A 26,424-nucleotide genomic window follows, 5' to 3' on the forward strand; every position below is an offset into this window, starting at 1 on the left:
TTTTCAGGTTGTTGCCGCTGGGGCCCGTCGATACCCCTTCACGCCCTTGAGTGGCTGCCAGCCCTCGGGTAATGTCAACGGACCCATAGGACAGAGCACGCTCATGACTTCCAAGCTGGAACAACTCAAACAGTTCACCACCGTCGTGGCCGATACCGGCGACTTCGAGGCCATCGCCCGCGTCAAACCCGTGGACGCTACCACCAACCCTTCCCTGCTGCTCAAGGCCTCGGCCATTCAAGGTTATGCCGAGCAACTGAACGCCTGTGTGGCGGACTGCAAGGGCGATGTGGGCCTGGCCAGCGACCGTTTTGCCGTGGCGGTCGGGCAAGAAATTCTGAAAGTGATCCCAGGGCGTATTTCCACTGAAGTGGACGCGCGCCTGTCGTTCGACACCGAGGCCATGCTCAAGCGTGCCCATCGCCTGATCGATCTGTACGAAAAGGCCGGCATTGGCCGCGAGCGCGTGCTGATCAAGATCGCTTCCACCTGGGAAGGCATTCGCGCCGCCGAGCAACTGGAGCGTGAAGGCATCCAGTGCAACCTGACCTTGCTGTTCTCCTTCGCCCAGGCCGCCGCCTGCGCCGATGCCGGGGTGTTCCTGATTTCGCCGTTCGTGGGCCGTATCTACGACTGGTACAAGAAAGCCAATGGCAACGACTACACCGGCGCTGATGATCCGGGCGTGCAGTCGGTGACACGCATCTACAACTACTACAAGGCCAATGACTACAAGACCGTGGTCATGGGCGCGAGCTTCCGCAACCTCAACCAGATCGAGCAACTGGCCGGCTGCGACCGCCTGACCGTCAGCCCGGACCTGCTGGAAAAACTGGCCGCCGACGAAGGCAAGCTGGAGCGCAAGCTGGCGCCAGGGCAAGCCGGGGAGGCGCGCTTGATCCTCAATGAAGCGCAGTTCCGCTGGTTGTCCAACGAGGACGCCATGGCGACCGAGAAACTGGCCGAAGGCATTCGTCAGTTTGCCCGGGACCAGGAGAAGCTGGAGGCGTTGCTGCAAGCCAAGCTTTGAGCTGATTCACAAGGCATGCAAAAAGGGCGAACCTTGGTGGGTTCGCCCTTTTTTATGTGGCTTGGCCTGAGGGATGTGGCGGCTGACCAGCCTGCTCGCGAAAGCGTCAGTTCGATCTACACGGTCCCAAGGGTCAAGGCCCTTCCAGCGCATTCACCAGGTCATGGAAGGCTTCACGATTGGAATCGTTGAGCCCCATCAGGATCTTGTGGGCTTCGAGCACCTTGACCCGCACTTCCTCTTCGGACTGGTCCTGGTCAGGCAGGTCGTCCAGGCACTCCGGGCACGGCACAGGGTCGCCCACGATGTTGAACACCTGGTCGAAGCCCATCGATTGCAGCAGACGGGTGATGTCGTTGTGGGTGGTGACGACAGTCGGCAGCAGGCCGACCTTCTGCCGCGACAGGATCGACAGTTTGGCCAGCAGGCCCAATGTGGTGCTGTCGATGCTGCGGGTTTCGGTCAGGTCGATCACGATGGCGTTGAAATTCAACGAAGTGAAGATCCGCTCAATAGTCGCATCCAGCGCCGAACACAGGGTCAGGCGCACTTCACCGACAAACTTCAGGACAAAGGTGCCGTCCTGCTCGGCGAACTGGATTCTACCGGTACTCATCAAAGGTTCCTGCTCAACACTAACAGGGCGATATCATCCGGCATCTCCCCTAGCGTGGCTAATCCAAACACTTGACGCAAGCCTTCCAGGCTGCCGCCCGCTGCGCTCACCCGTTCAGGCAAGGCCGCTTCTTTCTCTTTGAGTGTAGGTTCTGTCAAAAGGTCCAAAATGCCATCAGACATCAGCGTCAGGCTGAATGTCGGCGGCAATTCCAGTACGTGGTCTTCGTAGGTGGCCTCGTTGAACAGGCCCACCGGCAAACCACGCCCTTCCAGGTAACGCACACTGTCTGGCGTATACAACACAGGCAAAGGCAGGTGACCGCCGATGCTATAGGTCAACAAACCCGTCTCCTCGTCGATGACTCCACCGACCATTGTGACGTGTTTGCCCAGCTTACAACTGATCAGGCCTCGGTTGATATGCCCAAGGACCTCCGAAGGCTTGAACTCAGGCAGCGTGCCATTGCGCTTGGACTCGAACAACAGGCGCGTGGTCATGAACTTCAGCAGCACCGTCACGAATGCCGAAGAAGCACCATGGCCGGAAACATCCGCCAGGTAGAACGCCACTCGCCGCTCGTCGACCCGGAAATAATCCACGAAATCGCCCGACAGGTACAACGACGGGATGATCTGGTGGGCAAAACGGAAATCGTCGACGGCCCAGGGGCTGACCGGCAGCATGTTCATCTGCACCTGGCGCCCGGCGTTCTGGTCTTCCTGCAACAGGTTCAGGCTGGCTTCCAGCTCGCGGTTGGCGGTTTCCAGCTTCTCGCGGTAACGCTGGTTTTCCACCAACAGGCGCGAACGGTCCAAGGCCCGGCGCACCGAGTGCTCGAGCACCGCCAGGTCTTCAAGGGGCTTGATCAGGTAATCCGCCGCGCCCAGGCGCAACGCCTCGACCGCGTCGTTCATCACGCCCGCGCCCGAAACCACGATCACCGGGGTCTGCGAGGAAAGCTCGGTGACCTGGCGAATGAGTTCGAGTCCGCCCATCTGCGGCATGCGCAGGTCGCAGATGACCAGGTCGGGCTTGTCTTGCTCGAATACCTGAAGACCCTGTTGGCCATTGCTGGCCTGCAGGACGCTGAAACCACTGTCTTCCAAGTAGGCTGCGAGACTGGCTCGCACCACTTCGTCATCATCGATTATCAGCAGCGTGGCACTGGTTTTTGGCATGTGGGCAAACGGCGCCAGAATTAGGTTGGCGTAGCGGGCTGGGCCGTCTGGCCTTGCACGCACTACTGGATTCGCTTTCTAGCCTCTCTGTCGTACCGGTTTCAGGCCTTTGCCCTACACACAGCTACATCAGAGGTGCCCTTCTAAGGCGCAGACGGTACTCCCATCCGCGGGGCGTTTCAAGCTCAGGCAGATAGCCGCTTGCCGTCTTTATTTGTCAAAGTACAGAGAGTTATAAGAACCGAGCGAAGCGTAACTCAATGGAAGGATCAAACCCGCTCAAACACGACGCCAAAGCACAGAAGGCGGCCTTTTGGGCCGCCTTCGTGGTTTTACTGGTCGGAATTAAAAATCGTCTTCGACCTGGCCGTCCTTGACCTTGAATTCGCGGTTTTGCAGGTAGGCGTTGCGGATGAAGACATACTTGTCGCCGCTCACCATCTTCTCGGCCGACAACAGGCTGGCGCGGGTGTCGACGACGTTCAGGCCTCGAATAGAGTTACGCACCGAGACGTTATCGATATAACGATACGGGGCCGTGTAGTCATCGACCAGCTTCGCCGGGGCGTCACGCAGGGTGCTTGGCCCCAGCAGCGGCAGCATCACATACGGCCCGCTACCCAGCCCCCAGTAGCCCAGGGTCTGGCCAAAATCTTCATCGCTGCGCTGCAGGCCCATCTGGGTGCCCACATCGAAGAAGCCCAGCAGGCCGAAGGTGGTGTTGAAGATCAACCGCGCAGTGTCGACCCCGGCCGCGGCCGGCTTGGCCTGCAGCACGTTGTTGGCCAGGTTGCCCACGTCACCGATGTTGCGGAACATGTTGTGGACGCCGTCTTCGAGGAACTGCGGCGTCACGTATTGATAACCCTGGGCCAGTGGCTTGAGCGCATAGGTATCAATGGTGTCGTTGAAGGTAAAGATCGGACGGTTGATGCTTTCCCAAGGATCTTCTTCCGTGGCGGCCTGGGCAGCGAACGGAACCAGCACGACGCTGGCAGACAAACACAGCTGAGCTAGACGATGGCTCCAGCGCATAGGGGAAAACTCCTTGGATTAATCAGGCAAGGGCGCCGAGCCCAGGCGGTAAGGTGGCTAGTATAAGACGGAACGCGTGGATAGGCAGCACCGAAAAAACAAGTAGGCCGTAGGACGTTTCCACGACTGGCACCCTTCACTTCACTGTCACCGGACTGTCATCGAGGCCCTTTAGGCTGCTGGTTATTTCAAGGACGTTCCCATGCCCCGCCCCGAAGCCCTGCCCCTCCCCGCCCCCAGCCTGACCGCGGTACTGTTTGGCCTGAGCGGATGCCTGGTGGACTTCGGCGCGCGCATCCGTCAGCCAGGGGCAGCGCCGGATGAGCATGCACAGCCAACACCTGGCGCCCTGGAGAGCTTGCACCACTTGCAGCTCCAGGAAATCCCCTGCGCCTGGCTCGACGAATTGCCACCTGCCGTCAGCCATGCCCTGGCGGCTTCATTGCCGACATGGATCAAACCGCCGCAACTTCCTGCAACAAATAATCCTTGGCCGGCGCCACATGCCTGCTGGCAGGCGCTGATGGCGTTGAACGTCCAGCAATTGGACGGTTGCGTGTTGGTCAGTGGCGAACCCCGGTTGTTGCAGTCAGGGCTCAACGCCGGTTTGTGGACCATCGGCCTGGCGTCCTGCGGCTCGCTGTGTGGCCTGACGCCTGGCGAATGGCAGGCGCTGAGCCAACAGGAACGGGAAACCAAGCGCGCCAAGGCCACCGTGCAATTGTTCGGCCTGGGGGTGCATTCGGTGATCGATCACCTGGGCGAGCTCGACACCTGCCTGGCGGACATCAGCCTGCGCCGACTCAAAGGCGAGAAGCCATGACCGGGATCATGCAGGGAACACGAGGGTAGATTACTCTTAAGGCAGGCCATGGACTTTTGACCCGGCGTCGCGGTCCATGGCAGTGCCTATCAATAAAGGGAGTACGCCAATGCCTGCCCGCGAATTGCAAGAACAGCTCAACAAACTGCGCGAGCAATTGGACCAGAATCCACCGCTTTCCGAAATCGAGCGCGATGACCTGCACGCGCTGATGCAAAAGATCGAACTTGAGCTTGAGTTGGAAACCAAAGCACCGGACAACAACCTCGCCGACAATGTGAACCTGGCTGTCGAGCGCTTCGAGGTGGAACACCCTACCCTTGCCGGGACCTTGCGCAACATCGTGCAAGCCTTGGGCAATATGGGGATCTGAACCCTTTAAATGCAAAAAGCCCTGCTATCGCTAGCGGGGCTTTTTAGTTTCACGACCTGCAATGCAATCCCTGTGGGAGCGAGCTTGCTCGCGATAGTCGGTGTGTCAGCTGACATCAATGTCGAATGTACCGGACTCATCGCGAGCAAGCTCGCTCCCACAAGAGCTCACTTTCACAAGGAACGTTTATTGGCGGACCAGGCGATGGTTTGGCAGTTGAACGTCTTCAGTACTGCGATACGGGTTGATATCCAACCCTCCCCGACGCACATACCGCGCGTACACCGTCAATTTCTCTGGCTTGAGCAAGCGCTGCAGGTCGAGAAAGATCCGCTCCACGCATTGCTCATGGAAATCCGAATGCTGGCGGAAGCTGACGATGTAGGCCAGCAGGCTGACCGGGTCCAAGGCCGCGCCGCGATATTCCACCGCCACGCTGCCCCAGTCTGGCTGGCTGGTCACCGGACAGTTGGACTTGAGCAGATGGCTGTGCAGGCTTTGCTCGACGATGCGCGAAGCATCGCAACGCAGCAGCTCCGGACGCGGGTGCGCGTAAGAGTCGACGCTGATGTCCAGATCATCGATGCACGTACCGGGCAATGCCACGATGCCTTCACGCTCCACATCCTTGAGGCTGCGGATCCGCACGCCCACTGCTTTGCCGGCAGCCGCCGACAGGTCCTGGCGCAGGGTCGCTTCCAGGCTCGCGGTATCGGCAAACGGGGTCTGGTTCAAGGAGTTGAGGTACAGCTTGAAGGATTTGGATTCGATGATATTCGGCGAATCCGCCGGAATCGCGAATTCACCGATGGCCACCACCGGCTTGCCGGACGGCAACAGCCAGGACAGCTCGAAACAGTTCCAGAAATCCACGCCTTTGTACGGCAGGGTCTCGGCCGTCAGGCCCAGTTCCGCCCATTTCGCCGTGCGCGGGATCGGGAACAGCAATGACGGCGTGTACGTGGCGATGTATTCGCTGGATTTGCCCAGCGGCGAATGTTCGGCTGCGGGATGCATGACGGAAACCTGACTGAAGAATCAGCCGATTCTATCAGCCTTTGCCGCAGCCTTTGAGTGCTTACTGACTGACTGTCAGGTCGCCCTTCATCCCGGCCTGGTAATGACCGGGGACGTTGCAGGCAAATTCCAGCCGGGTAGCCTTGCCAAAAGCCCAGGTCAGCTCGGCGGACTTGCCCGGCTCAACCAGCACGCTGTTAGCGTCGTCGTGGCCCATCATGCCGTCTTTACCACTGTGCCCCATCGAGGCCGGATTCATCGAGGCATGGTCCATTCCCGGCTTCATCCCGGTGGGTGTCAACATGCCGCTCTGTTGCATCTTGAGCATTTCCTGCTGGTGCTGGGCATGCATCGCGGCGTTACCGAGGTTGAATTCGTGCAACAACTGGCCTTTATTAATCAATACAAACCGCACCGTCTCGCCCGCCTTGATATCCAGCGTGCCAGGATTGAACGACATGTCCCCCATCACCACCTCGATGGTGCGACTGGCCTTGGCCGCCGGTGCGGGCTGGCCGAAATCAAAGTGCGCACCGGGCGATGCCCACAACGAGGTACTCAATACCAACGCAGAGGCGGCCAGGATCAGACGGTTTACCATCAACATGTTCATACTCCGACAAGGTAAGGTTCAACTTGCCCAAGACTCTAGATCGGTGCGGCTGCCAATTGACTGACAGTTGCATTACAACTCTGTCAGGTTGTGCCACGACCCCGGCCGCCGCGGTATAACGCCCACGTTCAAACCATGCCCTGAGCTGCCCATGAAATTGCTGATCGTCGAAGACCAAACCAAAACCGGCCAATACCTGCGCCAGGGCCTGGGCGAAGCCGGGTTCAACGCCGATCTGGTGGCCGATGGCATCACCGGCCAGCAATTGGCCTTGAGCGGTGAATACGCCTTGCTGATCCTCGACGTGATGTTGCCCGGCCGCGATGGTTGGCAGATCCTGCAAGCCGTCCGTGGCGCCGGGCTGGATACACCGGTGCTGTTTCTCACCGCGCGGGATGCGGTACAGGATCGCGTACACGGCCTGGAGCTGGGCGCCGATGATTACCTGGTCAAGCCCTTTGCTTTTTCCGAGTTGCTGGCACGGGTGCGCAGCCTGTTGCGTCGAGGCAGTTCGACACAGCAGGAAACCAGCCTGCAACTGGCCGACTTGCGCCTGGACCTGATCCGCCGTCGCGTCGAACGCAGCGGTCGGCGCATCGACCTCACCGCCAAGGAATTCGCCTTGCTGGAAATGCTTCTGCGCCGCCAGGGCGAAGTGCTGCCCAAATCGCTGATCGCGTCCCAGGTCTGGGACATGAATTTCGACAGCGACACCAACGTCATCGAAGTCGCGATACGACGCCTGCGAATCAAGATTGACGATGACTTCCCCAGCAAACTGATCCATACCGTGCGGGGCATGGGCTATGTGCTTGAAGAGCGCAGCCTGTGAGGCGGTGGTCACTGAGCAGCCGCCTGGCGCTGCTGTTCGCCGCCTGCACTGCCGTGGTGTCATTGTTTGCCGGGGTGTTGTTCAGCCGTGGCAGCGAGGCGCATTTCATCGAGCTGGACCAGCAACTGCTCGAAGGCAAGCTGATCGGCCTGCGCCGGGCCCTGCAAGATCTCGACGCCGAGCAGACCCAGGCCCGCCTGGAGGATGAACTGAGCCGTCAGGCCGACCTGGCGCTGCGCATCAAGGGCAGCGATGGTGTGCGCTGGTACGACAGCTCGATCCGGATTCCCGCTCAATTGCCAGAGCGGCCCGGCCTGTCGACCCTCAACGATGCCGACACCGATTACCGGGTGTTGAATGCGCCGTTGTATCCCGATCGAGCCGACTCGCCGCAACTGACCCTGCTGCTGGACATCACCCATCACCAGCACTTCCTGCAACGCATGCAGCGCTTGATCTGGCTGACCGTCGGTCTCTCGGCCCTGGCCACTGCCCTGCTCGGCGCCTGGGCCGCCCGACGGGCCTTGCGCCCCTTGCGGCGCATGGGCGCCATTGCCGGCAGTGTCTCGGCCCGCTCACTCAACGCCCGACTGCCGGAAGAGCAAATGCCCGCCGAACTGGCGGAATTGGCCCACAGCATCAACGCCATGCTCGGACGCCTCGACGATGCGTTTCAGCGACTCTCTGCGTTCTCTGCCGACATTGCCCATGAATTGCGCACGCCGCTGTCGAACCTGCTGACCCACACCCAGGTCACCCTCACCCGCGAACGCCCCCTGGAGGATTACCGCGAGGCGTTGCACAGCAATCTCGAAGAACTGCAGTGGATGGCGCAACTGGTCAACGACATGCTGTACCTGGCCAAGGCCGACCACGGCCTGCTGGCGCTCAATCGCGAACCGCTGCAATTGGCCGAGGAAGTGGACGTGCTGCTGGACTTTTTCGCGCCGCTGGCCGAAGACACCAACGTACGCCTGAGCCGCGAGGGCGATGGCCGCATCGAGGGTGACCGCAACATGTTGCGCCGGGCGCTTTCCAACCTGCTGGACAACGCGCTGCGCTTCACCCCCGCTGACGGCGAAGTGCGGGTGCGAATTGTCGATGAGGCTCAAGGGGTGAACATCAGCGTGGAAAACAGTGGCGAGGGGATTGCAGCGGACTTGCTGCCGCGCCTGTTCGACCGCTTCTACCGCGCCGACCCAGCCCGCCAGGAGGGCAGCAGCGAACACGCGGGGCTCGGACTGGCCATCACCCGCTCGATCATCCGCGCCCATGGCGGACAGATCCGCTGTGAATCGGCCGATGGCTGGACGCGGTTCCTGATCGAATTACCGAAGGGAGATTAAGCCCGACGCCCCCCCTGTGGCGAAGGAACATATCTGTGGGAGCAAGGCTTGCCCGCGATGCCGGCGCCTTGTTTCTCCCGCAGACCGCGTCGTCTGCATCGCGGGCAAGCCTTGCTCCCACAGCGGAATCTTCAGCAAGCCCTTCTGCCACGGAGGTCTGTGTCGTATCAGGAATACCTCAACGCCTGCGCCGGTTCGATCTTCGCCGCACGCCACGCCGGGTACACGGTGGCAAGGAAGCTCAGAATGAACCCGGCCGAGCAGATCAGCAGTACATCACCGCGCTGCAGCTCCGACGGCAGGTTGCTGACGAAATACACATCGGAACTGAAGATGTGCTGGCCACTGACCCGTTCCAGCCAACCCACCAGCGCACTGACGTTCAGCGCCGCGATCACCCCCAGCACGCCGCCAATCAGCGTACCGACAACGCCAATCACCGTGCCCTGGACCATGAAGATCGCCATGATCTGCCGCGGCGTGGCGCCGATGGTGCGCAGGATCGCGATGTCCGCGCCTTTGTCGTTCACCACCATGATCAGGGTGGCGATGATATTGAACGCCGCCACCGCGACGATCATCAGCAGCAGCAAGCCGATCATGGTTTTTTCCATTTTCATGGCACTGAACAGGCTGCCCTGGGTGTGGGTCCAGTCGTCGGCCTTGTAGGCCGCGCCAAGACCGGTAGCAATGTCACCGGAGACCTTCGGCGCTGCGTACAAGTCCTTCACCGCCAGACGCACGCTTTGCACCTGGTTCGGCTGCCAATGCTGCATCTGTGCGGCATCGGCCAGGTGGATCAGCGCCATGGAGCCGTCCAGCTCGGCGCCCACCTTGAACACACCCACCACATTCAAACGCTGCATCCGTGGGGTGATGCCGCCGGGGGCCGTGCTGACTTCCGGCACGATCAGGGTGATTTTGTCGCCGACATTCAGACGAAAACGCCGGGCGGTGATTTCGCCGATCACCACGCCAAACTCGCCCGGCTTCAAGGCATCGAGACGCCCCTGGACGATATGCTGGGCGACGATGGACACCTTGCCTTCCTGGGCCGGGTCGACGCCGCTGATCTGGATCGGCTGCATCGAGCCCTTATGGCTCAGCATCCCTTCCATCTCGGTAAACGGCACGGCGGCAGTCACTTCAGGGTTTTTCAACGCCGCGGCGGCCACCGGCTGCCAATCGTCGATCGGATTGACGCCGACGATAGTGGCGTGGGGCACCATGCCGAGGATGCGCGAGCTCATTTCGCGCTGGAAGCCGTTCATCACCGACAACACCACGATCATCGCCAGCACACCCAGGGCGAGGCCGATCATCGAGGTCATGGAGATGAACGAAACAAAGCGATTGCGGCGCTTGGCGCGGGTATAGCGCGTGCCGATAAAGATCGATAACGGTCTGAACATTCGCGGGGCACCGTATAAAAATAAAAGACCCGGCGTGTGTAGCAAACGCCGGGTTTCGGTCGGTCAGATGGGCGTCAGGCAACCTTCCTGCAAGTGCAGGACGCGGTCCATCTGCCGGGCCAGGTTCATGTCGTGGGTCACCACCAGGAACGCGGTGCGCATCGACGTGCTGAGCTCCAGCATCAAATCCTGGATGCCTTGGGCGGTGTGGGAGTCGAGGTTGCCGGTCGGCTCATCAAGCATCACCAGGCCAGGCTTGTTGACCAGGGCCCGGGCAATCGCCACGCGCTGGCGCTCACCACCGGACAATTCGGCCGGCTTGTGCTCCAGGCGATGCCCCAGCCCTACCCGCTCCAGCAACGCCGTGGCACGCTGGCGGGCCTCAGGAATCGCCGTGCGACCGATCAACAGCGGCATGCAGACGTTTTCCAGCGCGGTGAACTCGGGCAGCAAATGGTGGAACTGGTAGACGAAGCCCAGGGAACGGTTACGCAACAGGCCACGGGCCTTCTCGTTCAGTGCCGAAAGTTCTTCGCCAGCCAGCCAGACACTGCCGGCGGTCGGCGTATCCAGGCCGCCCAGCAGGTTGAGCAAGGTACTTTTGCCCGACCCGGAGGTGCCGACAATCGCCACGCGCTCGCCAGGATGCAACTCCAGTTGCAGGCCCGACAACACCACCACCGACTCCGGACCTTCCTCGTAGGATTTGCCCAGGTTGCGGCAGCTCAAGATTGCTTTTTCACTCATGCCCGACTCACTCATAACGTAACGCCTCCGCAGGCTGGGTGCGCGCGGCACGCCAGGCAGGATACAGGGTGGCGAGGAAACTCAGGACCAACGCGGCGCCGCAGACCATCAACACGTCATCGGCCTGCAATTGCGATGGCAGGTAGTCGATGAAGTACACGTCGGCGTTGAGAAACTTGTGCCCGATCAGGCCTTCGAGGGCGGCAATCGCGGCACTGACGTTCAGCGCGGCGAACATCCCGACCAGAGCGCCGACGAACGTACCGATCACGCCGATGACCGTGCCCTGGACCATGAAGATCCGCATGATCTGCCCCGGCGTGGCACCGAGGGTGCGCAGGATGGCGATGTCGCCCTTCTTGTCGTTCACCACCATCACCAGCGTGGAGATGATGTTGAACGCCGCCACGGCGACGATCAGCAACAGCAGCAGGCCGATCATGGCTTTTTCCATGCGGATCGCCTGGTACAGGTTGCCGTGGGTACGGGTCCAGTCCCGGGCGTAGTAACGGTCTTCGCCGAGCTGCTGGGCGATGGTCCACGCAACGCGCGGTGCCTGGAACAGATCGTCGAACTTCAGCCGCAGGCCCTGGACCTGGTCCGGCTTCCAGCGATGCAGGCGCGCCAGGTCCTGGAGATTGGTGACGCCCAGGTAACCATCCAGCTCGCCGGCGCCGACATGGAAAATGCCGACCACGGTAAAGCGTTTCATGCGCGGGAACATGCCGCCCGGGGTCACGGTGACCTCCGGGGCGACGAAGGTCAGCTTGTCGCCGATGGCCACGCCGAGTTTGGCCGCGGCCTTGTCGCCGATGACGATGCCGAAACTGCCTGGCGCCAGGTCATCGAGTTTTCCCTGTTGCATGAAGTTGTCGATGATCGACACCTGCCGCTCGAGCCCAGGATCGATGCCATTGAGCAAGACCTTGGACACCTTGCCGTCATTGGTCAGCAGCCCCTGCATCTGGGTGAACGGCGCAACGGCCAGCACCTGCGGGTTCTGCTTGACCTTGGCGGCCAGGCTCGGCCAATCGCTGATGGCTTCGCCGGATTCGAGGGTCGCGTGGGGCACCATGCCCAGCACGCGGGTGCGCATCTCATGGTCGAAGCCGTTCATCACCGAGAGCACGACGATCATCACGACCACGCCAAGGGCCAGCCCGATGATGGACGTCAGGGAAATGAACGATACGAAATGATTGCGACGCTTTGCACGGGTATAACGCGTGCCGATAAATACGAAGAGAGGTCTGAACATGTCGGGGCTTGTTCGGAGGGAAAAGGAACGTCCTTGTGGCGGGGGTCACAAACCAGCTTTACACTCAGACCACCGCCGCTACCATGGGTTCGCCATGTCGACATTAGATGAAGAAGATCGCCGCGAATACTACCGTATCGAGGACACGATCGCACTGGAAATTCGGCCCCTGTCCATTCCTGAAGCTGCTGATCAGGAAGTGTTGCAGGATGCTTCTCCACTGTTCAATCTGCTCAGTGAATTGCACCTGAGCGAATTCGAGTCACAGCACCTGCTGCGCCAGATCAGCGAGCGCGAACGCAGCATCGCGGCATACCTCAAGGCAATGAACAAACGCATCGACCTGCTCAGCCAGGTCATTGCCCTGACGGTGCTCGGCGAAATCGGCGAGCCGCAGCCGGTGATCATTTCCGAAGGCGGCATCGACTTCCAACACCCCACGCCGATCGCGGTCGGCACCCACCTGTCGATCAAACTGGTGCTGATGCCGCAAGCCCTCGGCTTGTTGCTGCGGGCACGGGTCACCCACTGCGACCCCAAGGGCGACGGCTTCGACGTCGGCACCGAGTTTGAACGCCCGACCGACGCCCAGCGCCAGTTGCTGGCCCGCTATATCCTGCAGAAACAGGCGCAAGAGCGGCGCCTGGCCCGGGAACAGAACGACTCAGGTATCAATAAGGAAGAACCGTGACCCTCATTTATGGCCACCGCGGCGCCAAGGGCGAAGCACCGGAAAACACCCTGACCGGCTTTCAGGAGTGCCTCAAGCACGGCGTACGCCGTTGCGAGCTGGACCTGCACCTTTCGATGGACGGCGAGTTGATGGTGATCCACGACCCGACCCTCAAGCGCACCACCGATCGCCGGGGCAAGGTGGTGGAGCATACCGCCGCCGAGCTGGTGACCTACGATGCGCGCAAGGGTGGCCCGGGCTGGATCAAGCCGTGCCCGATCCCACGCTTGGAGGAGCTGTTCGAGAAGTGTGATTTCGAGCACTGGCAACTGGAGGTCAAGAGCGCCTCGCGCACCCGCGCCGCCGCCACGGTGCTGGGCATCCGCGAAATGGCCCAGCGTTTCGGGCTGCTGGACAAAATCACCATCACGTCCAGCTCCCGGGAAGTGCTCAAGGCAGCCTTGGACCTGACCCCGGACATCTCCCGCGGACTGGTGGCCGAATACGCCTGGCTCGACCCGTTGAAGGTCGCCCAGAGTTACGGCTGCGAGATTCTGGCGCTGAACTGGACCCTGTGCACGCCGGAACGCCTGATCAAGGCGCAGCGCCAGGGGCTGCATGTGTCGGTGTGGACCGTCAACGAGCCCGCGCTGATGCGCAGGCTCGCCGACTTTGGCGCTGACAGCCTGATTACAGACTTTCCCGGTTTGGCCACTGCCACCCTCGAGAATTGCTGAAATCGGTCTCCCCGGCCGGCTCAGGCCACCGGCCGGAGCCGCTCAAAAAGCCGGTTGAGCCCGTCATAGGCCGCTACCCGATAGGCTTCGGCCATGGTCGGGTAGTTGAACGTGGTGTTGACGAAGTACTTCAACGTGTTCAATTCGCCCGGCTGGTTCATGATCGCCTGGCCGATGTGCACGATCTCCGAGGCCTGGTAGCCGAAGCAGTGCACGCCCAGCACTTCCAGGGTCTCGCGGTGGAACAGGATCTTCAGCATGCCTTGCGGCTCGCCGGCGATCTGCGCCCGCGCCATGCTCTTGAAGAACGCCTTGCCCACTTCGTACGGCACCTTGGCCTGGGTCAGCTCCTGCTCGTTCTTGCCGATCGAGCTGATCTCCGGAATGGTGTAGATGCCGGTCGGTACGTCGTTGACGAAGCGCCAGCTGCCGTTGTCGACAATGCTGCCGGCGGCCGAACGGCCCTGGTCGTGAGCGGCACTGGCCAGGCTCGGCCAACCAATCACGTCACCGGCACCGTAGATGTTCGGCACGCACGTGCGGTAGTTCTCGTCGACTTCGATCTGGCCGCGGCTGTTGACCTTCACGCCGATGTTTTCCAGGCCCAGGGTGTCGGTGTTGCCGGTACGACCGTTGCACCAGAGCAAGGCATCGGCCTTGATCTTCTTGCCGGACTTGAGGTGCAGGATCACGCCATTGTCGACGCCTTCGACGCGGTCGTAGTCTTCGTTGTGGCGCACGGTGATGTTGTTGTTGCTGAAGTGATAGCTCAGGGCCTGGGAGATTTCCGAGTCCAGGAAGCTCAGCAACTGGCCGCGGTTATCCACCAGCTCCACCAGCACACCCAGGCCGCTGAAGATCGAGGCGTATTCGCAACCGATCACGCCGGCGCCGTAGACGATGAGCTTACGCGGGGTGTGACCCAGGCTCAGGATGGTGTCGCTATCGTAGATACGTGCGTGGTTGAAATCGATGTCGGCCGGGCGATACGGGCGCGAACCGGTGGCGATGATGATGTGCTTGGCCACCAGCTTCTCGACCACGCCATTGCCGCAGACCACTTCAACCGTCTGCTCATCGGCAAAGCTGCCGGTGCCGAAGAACACATCAACGCGATTACGCGCGTAGTAGCCGGTGCGCGAGGCCACCTGCTTGGAGATCACCTTCTCGGCGCTCTTGAGCACGTCCGGGAAGGAGAACCAGCGCGGTTCGCCGATGGCCCGGAACATCGGGTTGGTGTTGAACTGCATGATCTGCCGGACCGAGTGACGCAAGGCCTTGGACGGGATGGTACCCAAGTGGGTGCAGTTGCCGCCGACCTGCCGACGGCTGTCGACCATCGCCACCTTGCGCCCTGCCTTGGCCGCGTTCATTGCCGCGCCTTCCCCCGCCGGGCCGGAGCCCAGTACCACCACGTCGTAGTTGTAGACAGCCATGCGTACTCCTCAGAACAGGCCGCTGTGCCTCACTTGGCACCGACGGCTAAATCATGCCGGCCTGCGGCATGAAGGAACAATTTGGGGCCGGTTCACGAGCCCGGCCACAGTCTATAGAAGCGTCAACGCCGCGCACATTACCCCTTGGTCGCGTCGTAGGCTAGTTTTGCCTGTGCTATTTCGCCACAGGTAACCTTTCAGGGCGCTGCCATCATTGGGTTCTTCCGCTGCCGATCCGTTCAAATGCATCGTTGGTACGGGAGACAAAACGATTGCCATCGCGCAACACGAAAAATACCCCGATGCCATGTTTCTGGGCATAGTCCCAACCCCGTTCAGGACCGAGAATCAGCAACAGCGTCGATAGTCCATCGGCCATCAACGCCGAAGGATGAATCACCGTGACTGACGCCAGGTTGTGTAGGACCGGCGCACCAGTACGTGCATCAAAGGTGTGGGAATAACGCCTGCCGCCCTGTTCGAAATATTTACGGTAGTCGCCCGAGGTCGAAACCCCGTAGCCGTCGACCTCGATGACACGCTCGGCCACTTGCCGGTCGTCCCGAGGCTCCTCCAGGGCAATGCGCCAGGCCGAACCATCGGGCTTGTGCCCCGCGGCCTTGAGTTCGCCGGTGGCTTCGGCCAGGTAACTGTCGATCCCCAGGGCCTGGAGCCTGGCGGCGATGCGGTCGACGGCATAGCCTGCGGCGATACTGTTGAAGTCGACTTCCACCGCAGCGTCCTTGCACAACCGATCACCCTCGATGCGCAAATGACCATGGCCGACGCGCTGGCGCACCAGGGCCAAAGCTTCTGCGGTCGGCACTTTCTCTTCCCGGGACTGGGGACCGAAGCCCCACTGGTTCAGCAGCGGCTCCACGGTCAGGTCGAAGGAGCCGTCGCTTTGAACCGACAACTGCTCACCCACGCGGACCAACTCCAGGACCGGGCCAGGCATGACCTGACAGCTGTTGGCCGGCAGCGCGTTGAAACGCTCGATGTCCGAGTCGCTGCGATAGGTCGAGAGTTGCCGATCCACTTCGGCGAGGATGCTTTCCACTTCGGCCTGCACCGTTTTCACAGCGGGCCCGGCGGAATGTCTGACGTACTGAATGGAATAGTGACTGCCCATGGTCGGGCCGTCGAAGCGTTCCAGGGTGTCGCCGTTGCCGCAACCCGACAACACGCCGGCCAGCACCATAAGCCCAATCCATCGTCCAGTTAACAAATCTTCATCTCCCCTCAAAACCGCGCCGGCCATTATGAACTCCAGCGCACGCAAAAACTGTGGGAGCCAATGGAGCCCTGTGGGAGCAAAGCTTGCTCGCGATGCAGACGATACGGTTTAGCTGCAAGACCGCGTCATCGTTCATCGCGAGCAAGCTTTGCTCCCACAGGTTCCAAGGCACCAAGGCTCCCGCAGGGGACGCAGCGCTTCCATACAAGATTTGCCAGAGTGAGTACCTACACATGTCTTCCCAAACGAGCAACGGCAAGGCGATTTTTCGCGTTGTCAGCGGCAACTTCCTGGAGATGTTCGACTTCATGGTCTATGGCTTCTACGCCACGGCCATCGCCAAGACGTTCTTCCCCGCCGACAGTGCGTTCGCCTCGCTGATGCTGTCCCTGGCCACGTTTGGTGCCGGGTTCCTGATGCGTCCCCTCGGAGCGATTTTTCTCGGTGCCTACATCGACCGCCACGGCCGGCGCAAAGGCTTGATCATCACCCTGGCGCTGATGGCCATGGGCACCATACTGATCGCCTGCGTGCCGGGCTACGCCACCCTGGGCGTGGCGGCCCCCTTGCTGGTGCTGCTGGGTCGATTGCTGCAAGGTTTCTCCGCGGGCGTGGAACTGGGCGGCGTGTCGGTTTACCTGGCGGAAATTTCCACGCCGGGGCGCAAGGGTTTCTTTGTCAGTTGGCAATCCGCCAGCCAACAGGCTGCCGTGGTGTTTGCCGGCCTGCTGGGGGTGGGCCTCAATCACTGGCTGAGCCCCCAGGAAATGGGCGAATGGGGCTGGCGCGTACCGTTCCTGGTGGGGTGCATGATTGTGCCGGCGATATTCGTGATTCGTCGCTCACTGGAAGAAACACCTGAGTTCCAAGCGAGAAAACATCGTCCCAGCCTGTCGGAAATTGTCCGTTCTATCGGTCAGAACTTCGGCATTGTCTTGGCCGGCATGGCGCTGGTGGTGATGACCACCGTGTCGTTCTACCTGATCACCGCCTACACACCGACCTTCGGCAAGGCCGAGCTGAACCTGTCGGACCTGGATGCGCTGCTGGTCACGGTGTGCATCGGCTTGTCGAATTTCTTCTGGCTGCCCGTGATGGGGGCGTTTTCCGACAAGATCGGACGTAAACCCCTGCTGCTCGGTGCGACTGTCCTGGCGATCCTCACCGCCTATCCGGCGCTGTCCTGGTTGGTGGCGAACCCCAGCTTCAGCCATTTGCTGATCGTCGAGCTGTGGTTGTCATTCCTGTATGGATCGTACAACGGTGCAATGGTAGTGGCCTTGACGGAAATCATGCCGGTCGAGGTGCGCACCACCGGTTTCTCCCTGGCCTACAGCCTGGCGACAGCGACGTTCGGCGGATTTACCCCGGCAGCCTGTACATATCTGATTCATGTGCTCGACAACAAGGCTGCACCAGGGATATGGCTCAGTGGTGCGGCGGTGCTGGGGTTGATTGCGACTCTGGTGCTGTTCAAGGGCAATCGGCATGCACTGCGGACTGCACAAGCTTCAGTCGTCGGCGGCGCCTGACACATCGCTATCGCGAGCAGGCTCGCGAAGAGGCCGGCCCAGCCAACACAAACCTTCAGATACAAAAACGCCCCGACAAATCGGGGCGTTTTCACAAGCGGCTAAGGCTTAGCGCGGGAATGCTGGCGGGTTTACACCGGCCATGTCTTCCATCACGCGAACCACCTGGCAGCTGTAACCGAATTCGTTGTCGTACCAGACGTACAGAACAACGCGGTTGTCTTGGCTGATGGTGGCTTCAGCATCCACGACACCGGCGTGGCGCGAGCCCACGAAGTCAGTGGACACCACTTCCTGGGAATTGACGAAGTCGATCTGCTTGTGCAGATCGGAGTGCAGCGCCATGTAGCGCAGGTACTCGTTCATCTCTTCACGGGTGGCGGCTTTCTCAAGGTTCAGGTTGAGAATGGCCATCGACACGTTCGGCGTCGGCACACGGATCGCGTTGCCGGTCAGCTTGCCAGCCAGCTCAGGCAGGGCCTTGGCAGCGGCGGTGGCAGCACCGGTCTCGGTGAGGACCATGTTCAGCGCGGCGCTGCGGCCACGGCGGTCGCCCTTGTGGAAGTTGTCGATCAGGTTCTGGTCGTTGGTGTACGAGTGGACCGTTTCGACGTGACCGTTGACGATGCCGAACTTGTCGTTCACTGCCTTGAGCACCGGCACGATGGCGTTGGTGGTGCAAGAAGCAGCGGAGATGATCTTGTCGTCAGCGGTGATTTCGCCGTGGTTGATGCCGTGAACGATGTTCTTCAGCTTGCCCTTGCCAGGCGCAGTCAGCACGACGCGGGCGATGCCCGGGCAGGTCAGGTGCTGGCCCAGGCCCTCGGCATCACGCCATACGCCGGTGTTGTCCACCAGCAGTGCGTCCTTGATGCCGTACTGGGTGTAGTCGACCTCGGTCGGGTTCTTCGCGTAGATCACCTGGATCAGGTTGCCGTTGGCGAGGATGGTGTTGTTTTCTTCATCGATGATGATGGTGCCGTTGAACGAACCATGGACCGAATCACGACGCAGCAGGCTGGCGCGCTTGGTCAGGTCGTTCTCGGCGCCCTTGCGCACCACGATGGCCCGCAGGCGCAGGCCGTCGCCGCCACCGGTTTTTTCGATCAGGATGCGCGCCAGCAGACGGCCGATACGACCGAAGCCGTACAGGACCACGTCAGTGCCTTTGCGAGGCGAAGCGTTCTGCTGGCCAACCACATCGGCCATCTCTTCACGAACGAACTGCTCGGCGCTACGGCCATTGCCTTCGTTGCGGAATTTGAACGCCAACTTGCCCAGATCCACCGAAGCCGCGCCGAGCTTGAGCTCGCTCATGGCTTTGAGCAGGGGGAATGTTTCGTGGACGGAGAGTTCGCTGTCGTCGGAAGAACGGTGGCGAGCAAAGCGGTGGGCTTTGAGGATCGCGATGACAGACTGGTTGATCAGGCTGCGGCCATAGATCGAGCTCACCACGTTGTTATTGCGGTAGAGCTGACCGATGAGAGGGATCATCGCTTCTGCGAGAGCTTCACGATCAATCCATTCACCAAGACACTGGTCGGGCTTCTGAGTCACGGTAACCTTCCACATGTAGGGGCTGAAAAAAGGGGCTACATTATGCCGCCGAGTCCTCGGCGGAGCAATGCGCGCCTGTCGCACCGTGGTTTTCCTGTCTGCCTGGGTAGTCTGCGACTGACAGCAGGCCCCTTCCCCCGCTACAATTGTCGACTTTGTCGCAACGCTGGAGCTCAACCTTCCGTGCCCGTTCTGCGTCTTCCGCTTCTCCCTGCCGCGGCAGGTAAACAGCACTGGGGCAACCTGCCCGGTGCCGCCCTGAGCCTGGCCATCGCCGAGGCTGCCAGCGCTGCAAAGCGCTTCACCCTGCTGCTGACCGCCGACAGCCAAAGCGCCGAGCGGCTGGAACAGGAGCTGAGTTTCTTCGCCCCGGATTTGCCGGTCTTGCATTTCCCGGACTGGGAAACCCTGCCCTACGATCTGTTTTCACCACACCAGGACATCATTTCCCAGCGAATCGCCAGCCTTTACCGGCTGCCGGAACTCAGTCATGGCGTTTTGGTAGTGCCGATCACCACGGCCCTACATCGCCTGGCACCGACCCAATTCCTGCTTGGCAGCAGCCTGGTGCTGGACATCGGCCAGAAGCTCGATGTCGAGCAAATGCGCACGCGCCTTGAGGCCAGTGGCTATCGCTGCGTCGACACGGTGTACGAGCACGGCGAGTTCGCGGTTCGCGGTGCCTTGATCGACCTGTTCCCGATGGGCAGCAAACTGCCTTATCGCATCGACCTGTTCGATGACGAAATCGAGACCCTGCGCACCTTCGACCCGGAAAACCAGCGGTCCATCGACAAAGTGCAGTCGATCCGCCTGTTGCCGGCCAAGGAGTTCCCGCTGCAGAAAGATGCCGTAACCCGCTTCAAGGCGCGCTTTCGCGAGCGCTTCGATGTGGATTTCCGGCGCTGCCCGATCTTCCAGGACCTGAGCAGCGGGATCACCCCCGCCGGCATCGAGTATTACCTGCCGCTGTTTTTCGAAGAAACCTCCACCCTGTTCGATTACCTGCCCCAGGACACCCAGGTGTTTTCCCTGCCGGGCATCGAGCAGGCCGCGGAAAACTTCTGGAACGACGTGCGCAACCGCTACGAAGAGCGTCGCGTCGATCCTTCCCGGCCTCTATTGCCGCCGGCCGAACTGTTCCTGCCGGTGGAAGACTGTTTTGCCCGCCTCAAGAGCTGGCCGCGGGTGGTGGCGAGCCAGCAGGACGTGGAAACCGGCGTCGGCCGTGAACGTTTCCCGGCCAAGGCATTGCCGGACCTGGCCATCGAAGCCAAGGCCACGCAACCTTTGGCGGCGCTGGCCGGATTTCTCGATGCATTCCCCGGTCGCGTGTTGTTCACCGCCGAATCCGCGGGTCGTCGCGAAGTGCTGTTGGAGCTGCTTGAGCGCCTGAAGCTGCGACCAAAGACGGTGGACAGCTGGCCGGACTTCGTCGCCGGCAAGGATCGCCTGGCGATTACCATCGCGCCGTTGAACGACGGCCTGGTCCTGGACGATCCGGCCCTGGCACTGGTCGCCGAAAGTCCTTTGTTCGGCCAGCGCGTCATGCAGCGCCGCCGTCGCGAGAAACGCGCCGACGCCGCCAACGACGCCGTCATCAAGAACCTCACCGAACTGCGCGAAGGCGCACCCGTGGTGCACATCGACCACGGCGTGGGCCGCTACCTGGGCCTGGCGACACTGGAAATCGACAACCAGGCCGCCGAGTTCCTGACCCTGGAATACGCCGAAGGCGCCAAGCTCTACGTGCCGGTGGCAAACCTGCACCTGATCGCCCGCTACACCGGCAGCGACGACGCCCTGGCCCCGCTGCATCGCCTGGGCTCGGAAACCTGGCAGAAAGCCAAGCGCAAGGCGGCCGAACAGGTGCGCGACGTGGCCGCCGAGCTGCTGGACATCTACGCCCGCCGCGCGGCCCGCGAGGGCTATGCCTTCGCCGATCCGAAAGCCGACTACGAAACCTTCAGCGCCGGTTTTCCGTTCGAAGAAACCGTCGACCAGCAGACCACCATCGAAGCCGTGCGCGCCGACATGCTCACGCCCAAACCCATGGACCGACTGGTGTGTGGCGATGTGGGCTTCGGCAAGACCGAAGTGGCGATGCGCGCCGCGTTCATTGCCGTGCACGGTGGCAAGCAGGTGGCGATCCTGGTGCCGACCACCCTGCTCGCCCAGCAGCACTACAACAGTTTCCGCGACCGCTTTGCCGACTGGCCGGTGACCGTGGAAGTGATGAGCCGTTTCAAATCCACCAAGGAAGTGAACGCCGCCGTGGCCGACCTGGCCGAGGGCAAGATCGACATCGTCATCGGCACGCACAAGCTGCTGCAGGACGACGTGAAGTTCAAGAGCCTGGGGCTGGTGATCATCGACGAAGAGCACCGCTTTGGCGTGCGCCAGAAAGAACAGCTCAAGGCCCTGCGCAGCGAAGTCGACATCCTGACCCTGACCGCCACGCCGATCCCGCGCACGCTGAACATGGCGGTGTCGGGCATGCGCGACCTGTCGATCATCGCCACGCCGCCGGCCCGGCGCCTGTCGGTGCGCACCTTTGTCATGGAGCAGAACAAAAGCACGGTCAAGGAAGCCTTGCTGCGTGAGTTGCTGCGTGGCGGCCAGGTCTATTACCTGCACAACGACGTGAAGACCATCGAGAAATGCGCCGCCGACCTGGCCGAACTGGTGCCGGAAGCGCGGATCGGCATCGGCCATGGGCAAATGCGCGAGCGTGAACTCGAACAGGTGATGAGCGACTTCTACCACAAGCGCTTCAACGTGCTGATCGCCTCGACCATCATCGAGACCGGCATCGACGTGCCGAGCGCCAACACCATCATCATCGAGCGCGCCGACAAATTCGGCCTGGCCCAGTTGCACCAGTTGCGCGGCCGGGTCGGTCGTAGCCACCACCAGGCCTATGCCTACCTGTTGACGCCACCGCGCCAGCAAATCACCCCGGATGCGGAAAAGCGCCTGGAAGCCATCGCCAATACCCAGGACCTTGGCGCCGGCTTCGTGCTGGCCACCAACGACCTGGAAATCCGCGGTGCCGGCGAATTGCTCGGCGACGGCCAGAGCGGCCAGATCCAGGCCGTCGGCTTCACCCTGTACATGGAAATGCTCGAGCGCGCGGTCAAGTCGATCCGCAAGGGCGAACAGCCGAACCTCGATCAACCCCTGGGCGGCGGGCCGGAAATCAACCTGCGGGTGCCGGCACTGATCCCGGAAGACTACCTGCCGGATGTTCACGCACGGCTGATCCTCTACAAACGCATCGCCTCGGCCAGCGACGAGGAAGGCCTCAAGGACTTGCAAGTTGAGATGATCGACCGCTTCGGCCTGCTGCCGGAACCGACCAAGAACCTGGTGCGTACCACGCAGCTCAAGCTCAAGGCCGAACAACTGGGCATCAAGAAAGTCGACGGCGGCCCCAACGGCGGCCGGATCGAGTTCGAGGCCCAGACCCCGGTCGATCCATTGGTGCTGATCAAGTTGATCCAGGGCCAGCCCAAACGCTACAAGTTCGAAGGTGCCACGATGTTCAAATTCATGGTGCCCATGGAGCGCGCGGAAGAGCGTTTCAATATCGTAGAAGCGCTGTTCGAGCGCCTCACTCCGACCACTGCTTGAAGGACGCCACATGCGCCTGTTTTGCTCACTGACCTTGTTGTTGACCCTGGTCGCTCCCCTGGCGTTTGCCGATGACCTGTATCAGGTTGAAATGATCCTGGTGCGCCAGAACGCCGAGCCGGCGATTGTCAGCCGTGCCGCACCGGAAGACTGGGACGCCGGCGCGCAACGCCTGGACGCGGATAGCCAGCGCACACCGGCCATGGGCAACATCGTCGAGAAACTCACCGCCAACGGCCAATACACGGTATTGATGCATAAGGCCTGGCAGCAGACCCTCGGTGAGCAGGGACGCAAAGTCGCCATCAGCGACGGTGCCGAACAGTTCGGGCAATTCCCCATCGAAGGCACCCTGGAACTGAAGCTGGGCCGTTTCACCGACGTGGATGCCGATTTCTGGATCAACCAGATCAACGCCAATGGCCTGGTCACCGCCAGCGAGCGCCTCAAGCAGCAGAGCCATACCAAGAATGGCCAACTGAACTTCCTCGACAACGGTCATCTTGGCCTGCTGATCAAGATCACCTCGTTGACCGCGCCCGCGCCACGGCAGGCACCTGAAGTCATTCCGGACTGATTGGCGCGCCTATGCCCTCGCCCCTGAGCAAACCCCTGGCACCTTCCTGGGTCAATCGATTCAAGGAACAGAGCCTGGAGCGCGGGCGCCGTTATGCGCTGGAAAACCGCGTCAGGATTGTCGAGGCCGGCGACAGCACCATCACCGCCAGCTGCGAAGGCTCTGGCGGTAACGTCTACCGTCAGACCATTCGCCTTAAAGAGTCAGCCAAGGGCACGCTGATTCTGCTCGAAGCCGCGTGCTCCTGCCCGGTGCGCATCAACTGCAAGCACTGCGCAGCCGTGTTGCTGCAAGTCCAGGAAACCCTGGCCTACCCAGCCGCCGAAAAAGACGCGCAATTACTGGAGAAACTCCAGGCCGTGCTGGACAACCGCAGCCCCAAGGCCCCGCCACAAGTGCTGGTGGACAACGTGCAACCGGTGCCGCGCCTGTGGCTGGCCAGTATCGAGTTCAGCGCCTTCGAGCCGCGCAACGGCAAAATGCAGCGCTACATTCAACACCGCGCCGCGCTGTCCTTCAGTTACCTGGACGAATACGTCAGCGGCCAGCGCAACACCGACGTGCTGATTCGCCAGGAAACCCAGACACTGCGGATAAAACGCCACACCGACGTGGAACAGTCCTACCGCGAACAGCTGCGAATCCTCGGCTTCAAGGTCGCGACCCGACAAAGCAAGGCCCTGCCGGAAAGCGCCGGCGAACTGTACGAGATGGTCAACGACAGTGCCTGGCTGACCTTCACCCTCAACGACCTGCCGAAACTGCGCAGCCAGGGCTGGGAACTGCAGATCGACGAGGACTTCGGCTTCGACCTGACGGCTGTGGACGAGTGGTACGCCACCGTCGAGGAAACGCCGGAGCGGGATTGGTTCGACCTCGAACTGGGGATCATCGTCAACGGTGAGCGCCTGAGCCTGCTGCCGATCCTGTTGAACCTGATGCGCTCGCACATCGAATTGTTCAACCCGGAACGCCTGGCCCGGCGTCGGGACGACGAACTCATTCTGGTCAACCTGCCCAACCGTCCGAACTCGGAGTTCGGCCCGCAGCAGGTGGCCCTGCCCTATGGCCGGCTGAAGCCGGTGCTGGCGACCCTGGGCGAGTTTTACCTGCAAGAGCCCGGCACTACCAAACTGCGCCTCAACAGCGCGGACGCCCTGCGCCTGAACCCGCTGCAGGACATGCCGTTGACCTGGGAAGGTGGCGAACACATTCGCGGCCTGGCCCAACGCCTGCGGGACATCAAGGATTACACCACCACTGCGCCAGAGGGCCTGAACGCGACGCTGCGGCCGTATCAACTCGAAGGCTTGAGCTGGATGCAATCGCTGCGACAGCTGGAAGTCGGCGGTATTCTCGCGGACGACATGGGCCTGGGTAAAACCCTACAGACCCTGGCGCACATTCTCAGCGAAAAAAACGCCGGACGCCTCGACCGACCGTGCATGGTCGTCATGCCCACCAGCCTGATCCCCAACTGGCTCGACGAGGCGGCTCACTTTACGCCGCAGCTCAAGGTGCTGGCCCTGTATGGCGCCGGGCGAAAAAACATTTCGACCGGCTGGCCGAATACGACCTGGTCCTCACCACCTATGCCCTGCTGCCCAAGGATGTCGAGCGCCTCGCCGCGCAGCCGTTGCACGTGCTGATCCTCGACGAAGCCCAGTACATCAAGAACCCCACCAGCAAAGCCGCCCAGGCCGCCCGCGAGCTCAATGCCCGCCAGCGGCTGTGCCTGTCCGGCACGCCGCTGGAAAATCACCTGGGCGAATTGTGGTCGCTGTTTCACTTCCTGCTGCCGGGGTGGCTTGGGGACGTCAAGAGTTTCAACCGCGATTACCGTGTACCGATAGAAAAGCGCGGCAGCGATGTACGACTGCAGCACCTCAATGGTCGGATAAAACCTTTCTGCTGCGCAGGACCAAGGAGCAAGTGGCGACAGAGCTGCCGCCCAAGACCGAGATCATCCATTGGGTCGAACTCAGCGATGCCCAGCGGGACGTCTACGAAACCATGCGCCTGGCGATGGACAAGAAGGTCCGCGACGAGATCACCCGCAAAGGCGTGGCCCGCAGCCAGATCATCATTCTCGAAGCGCTGCTCAAGCTGCGCCAGGTGTGTTGCGACCTGCGCCTGATCAACGACGCCACCCTGCCCGCCCGAGGCAGCACCTCGGGCAAGCTCGACAGCCTGATGGAAATGCTCGAAGAACTGTTTGAAGAAGGTCGCCGGGTGCTGTTGTTTTCCCAATTCACGTCCATGTTGGCGCTGATTGAAGAGGAGCTGAAGAAACGCGGCGTCGAGTACGCCATTCTGACCGGCCAGACCCGCGACCGACGCACGCCCGTCAAGGAATTCCAGAGCGGCAAGCGTCAGATCTTTCTGATCAGCCTGAAGGCTGGCGGTGTAGGCCTGAACCTGACCGAGGCCGACACAGTGATTCACTACGACCCATGGTGGAACCCGGCGACCGAAAACCAGGCGACCGACCGTGCCTACCGCATCGGCCAGGAAAAGCCGGTATTCGTCTACAAGCTGATTGCCCGAGGCACGGTGGAAGAGAAGATCCAGCTACTGCAAAAGGAAAAATCCGACCTCGCGGCCGGTGTGCTGGACGGGCGTGTGGCCGGGGATTGGAAACTGCAGAGCGACGATATCGAAGCATTGTTCGCGCCGCTGCCGGACAAACTGGAAAAGCGCTGATTCACACCGTTTCCTGTGGGAGCGAGCCTGCTCGCGATGGCTGACTATCAGGCGAC

The 26,424-nt window shown here is 61.3% G+C and carries 21 protein-coding genes and 1 pseudogene; 11 read left to right on the forward strand and 11 right to left on the reverse strand.

What is annotated here, in order from left to right:
• Positions 1-103 precede the first annotated feature (103 nt).
• Complete coding sequence (gene tal, locus AB4O22_RS17115) at positions 104-1,030, forward strand: transaldolase (protein WP_003199698.1); 927 nt, start codon at positions 104-106, stop codon at positions 1,028-1,030.
• A 133-nt stretch (positions 1,031-1,163) separates the two neighbouring features.
• Here tal and rssC read toward each other — a convergent pair whose 3' ends face one another.
• The 3 genes from rssC to AB4O22_RS17130 all read right to left on the reverse strand — a co-directional run bounded on the left by rssC (position 1,164) and on the right by AB4O22_RS17130 (position 3,862).
• Entirely contained in the window at positions 1,164-1,646 is a 483-nt protein-coding gene (gene rssC, locus AB4O22_RS17120; RefSeq protein WP_003199696.1) for an anti-sigma factor antagonist RssC, read from the reverse strand.
• The gene (gene rssB, locus AB4O22_RS17125) at positions 1,646-2,827 is read right to left on the reverse strand and encodes a two-component system response regulator RssB (protein ID WP_003199694.1); all 1,182 of its coding nucleotides are present in this window, start codon (positions 2,825-2,827) and stop codon (positions 1,646-1,648) included. The genes rssC and rssB overlap by 1 nt, the downstream gene beginning before the upstream one ends.
• A gap of 345 nt (positions 2,828-3,172) precedes the next feature.
• Positions 3,173-3,862 (reverse strand): MlaA family lipoprotein, encoded by a 690-nt coding sequence (locus AB4O22_RS17130; RefSeq protein WP_003199692.1) that lies wholly within the window; start codon positions 3,860-3,862, stop codon positions 3,173-3,175.
• A 202-nt stretch (positions 3,863-4,064) separates the two neighbouring features.
• Between AB4O22_RS17130 and AB4O22_RS17135 the strand changes: the two genes are divergently transcribed.
• Positions 4,065-4,685: an HAD family phosphatase gene (locus AB4O22_RS17135; RefSeq protein ID WP_460096805.1), complete on the forward strand. Its 621-nt coding sequence runs from the start codon at positions 4,065-4,067 to the stop codon at positions 4,683-4,685.
• A 109-nt stretch (positions 4,686-4,794) separates the two neighbouring features.
• A complete protein-coding gene (locus AB4O22_RS17140) occupies positions 4,795-5,058 on the forward strand; it encodes a DUF4404 family protein (RefSeq protein WP_003199688.1) in 264 nt (87 codons plus the stop codon).
• Between the two features lie 186 nt (positions 5,059-5,244).
• On the opposite strand, the gene queF is transcribed toward AB4O22_RS17140, so the two are convergent.
• Together queF and copI are read right to left on the reverse strand one after the other, a co-directional pair.
• Complete coding sequence (gene queF / locus AB4O22_RS17145; RefSeq protein ID WP_460096807.1) at positions 5,245-6,075, reverse strand: NADPH-dependent 7-cyano-7-deazaguanine reductase QueF; 831 nt, start codon at positions 6,073-6,075, stop codon at positions 5,245-5,247.
• 61 nt (positions 6,076-6,136) lie between these two features.
• Positions 6,137-6,682, reverse strand: coding sequence for a copper-resistant cuproprotein CopI (gene copI / locus AB4O22_RS17150; protein ID WP_027912665.1), 546 nt, complete (start codon positions 6,680-6,682; stop codon positions 6,137-6,139).
• A gap of 157 nt (positions 6,683-6,839) precedes the next feature.
• Between copI and AB4O22_RS17155 the strand changes: the two genes are divergently transcribed.
• The gene (locus AB4O22_RS17155; RefSeq protein WP_003199682.1) at positions 6,840-7,520 is read left to right on the forward strand and encodes a heavy metal response regulator transcription factor; all 681 of its coding nucleotides are present in this window, start codon (positions 6,840-6,842) and stop codon (positions 7,518-7,520) included.
• Entirely contained in the window at positions 7,517-8,866 is a 1,350-nt protein-coding gene (locus AB4O22_RS17160; RefSeq protein ID WP_003199681.1) for a heavy metal sensor histidine kinase, read from the forward strand. The genes AB4O22_RS17155 and AB4O22_RS17160 overlap by 4 nt, the downstream gene beginning before the upstream one ends.
• Positions 8,867-9,033: 167 nt before the next feature.
• On the opposite strand, the gene AB4O22_RS17165 is transcribed toward AB4O22_RS17160, so the two are convergent.
• The 3 genes from AB4O22_RS17165 to AB4O22_RS17175 all read right to left on the reverse strand — a co-directional run bounded on the left by AB4O22_RS17165 (position 9,034) and on the right by AB4O22_RS17175 (position 12,283).
• Positions 9,034-10,278 (reverse strand): lipoprotein-releasing ABC transporter permease subunit, encoded by a 1,245-nt coding sequence (locus AB4O22_RS17165; protein ID WP_003199679.1) that lies wholly within the window; start codon positions 10,276-10,278, stop codon positions 9,034-9,036.
• Positions 10,279-10,341: 63 nt separating this feature from the next.
• Positions 10,342-11,025, reverse strand: a complete 684-nt coding sequence (gene lolD / locus AB4O22_RS17170; protein ID WP_162843734.1) for a lipoprotein-releasing ABC transporter ATP-binding protein LolD — start codon at positions 11,023-11,025, stop codon at positions 10,342-10,344.
• A 7-nt stretch (positions 11,026-11,032) separates the two neighbouring features.
• The gene (locus AB4O22_RS17175; RefSeq protein WP_003199675.1) at positions 11,033-12,283 is read right to left on the reverse strand and encodes a lipoprotein-releasing ABC transporter permease subunit; all 1,251 of its coding nucleotides are present in this window, start codon (positions 12,281-12,283) and stop codon (positions 11,033-11,035) included.
• 94 nt (positions 12,284-12,377) lie between these two features.
• On the opposite strand from AB4O22_RS17175, the gene AB4O22_RS17180 reads away from it, so the two are divergent.
• Positions 12,378-12,974 (forward strand): PilZ domain-containing protein, encoded by a 597-nt coding sequence (locus AB4O22_RS17180; protein WP_003199673.1) that lies wholly within the window; start codon positions 12,378-12,380, stop codon positions 12,972-12,974.
• On the forward strand, positions 12,971-13,693 hold the full coding sequence (locus AB4O22_RS17185; RefSeq protein WP_003199672.1) for a glycerophosphodiester phosphodiesterase: 723 nt from the start codon (positions 12,971-12,973) through the stop codon (positions 13,691-13,693). The genes AB4O22_RS17180 and AB4O22_RS17185 overlap by 4 nt, the downstream gene beginning before the upstream one ends.
• A 20-nt stretch (positions 13,694-13,713) precedes the next feature.
• Here AB4O22_RS17185 and sthA read toward each other — a convergent pair whose 3' ends face one another.
• Together sthA and AB4O22_RS17195 are read right to left on the reverse strand one after the other, a co-directional pair.
• Positions 13,714-15,129 carry a Si-specific NAD(P)(+) transhydrogenase gene (gene sthA, locus AB4O22_RS17190; RefSeq protein WP_460158231.1) on the reverse strand — a complete coding sequence of 472 codons (1,416 nt, stop codon included), beginning with the start codon at positions 15,127-15,129 and terminating at the stop codon, positions 13,714-13,716.
• A 211-nt stretch (positions 15,130-15,340) separates the two neighbouring features.
• The gene (locus AB4O22_RS17195; protein WP_460096810.1) at positions 15,341-16,330 is read right to left on the reverse strand and encodes an FAD:protein FMN transferase; all 990 of its coding nucleotides are present in this window, start codon (positions 16,328-16,330) and stop codon (positions 15,341-15,343) included.
• Positions 16,331-16,599: 269 nt separating this feature from the next.
• Between AB4O22_RS17195 and tcuC the strand changes: the two genes are divergently transcribed.
• Entirely contained in the window at positions 16,600-17,898 is a 1,299-nt protein-coding gene (gene tcuC / locus AB4O22_RS17200; protein WP_013692626.1) for an MFS transporter, read from the forward strand.
• A 108-nt stretch (positions 17,899-18,006) separates the two neighbouring features.
• Here tcuC and AB4O22_RS17205 read toward each other — a convergent pair whose 3' ends face one another.
• Positions 18,007-19,470 (reverse strand): glyceraldehyde-3-phosphate dehydrogenase, encoded by a 1,464-nt coding sequence (locus AB4O22_RS17205; RefSeq protein WP_003199666.1) that lies wholly within the window; start codon positions 19,468-19,470, stop codon positions 18,007-18,009.
• A 168-nt stretch (positions 19,471-19,638) separates the two neighbouring features.
• Here AB4O22_RS17205 and mfd point away from each other — a divergent pair, with 168 nt between their 5' ends.
• From mfd to AB4O22_RS17220, 3 genes and pseudogenes are all read left to right on the forward strand, one after another.
• On the forward strand, positions 19,639-23,088 hold the full coding sequence (mfd, locus tag AB4O22_RS17210) for a transcription-repair coupling factor (RefSeq protein WP_460105427.1): 3,450 nt from the start codon (positions 19,639-19,641) through the stop codon (positions 23,086-23,088).
• A 10-nt stretch (positions 23,089-23,098) separates the two neighbouring features.
• Complete coding sequence (locus AB4O22_RS17215; protein WP_223473032.1) at positions 23,099-23,665, forward strand: CsiV family protein; 567 nt, start codon at positions 23,099-23,101, stop codon at positions 23,663-23,665.
• Between the two features lie 11 nt (positions 23,666-23,676).
• Positions 23,677-26,368: pseudogene (locus AB4O22_RS17220) on the forward strand (SNF2-related protein).
• Positions 26,369-26,424 lie beyond the last annotated feature (56 nt).

Source organism: Pseudomonas sp. S3_B11 (genome assembly GCF_054667715.1).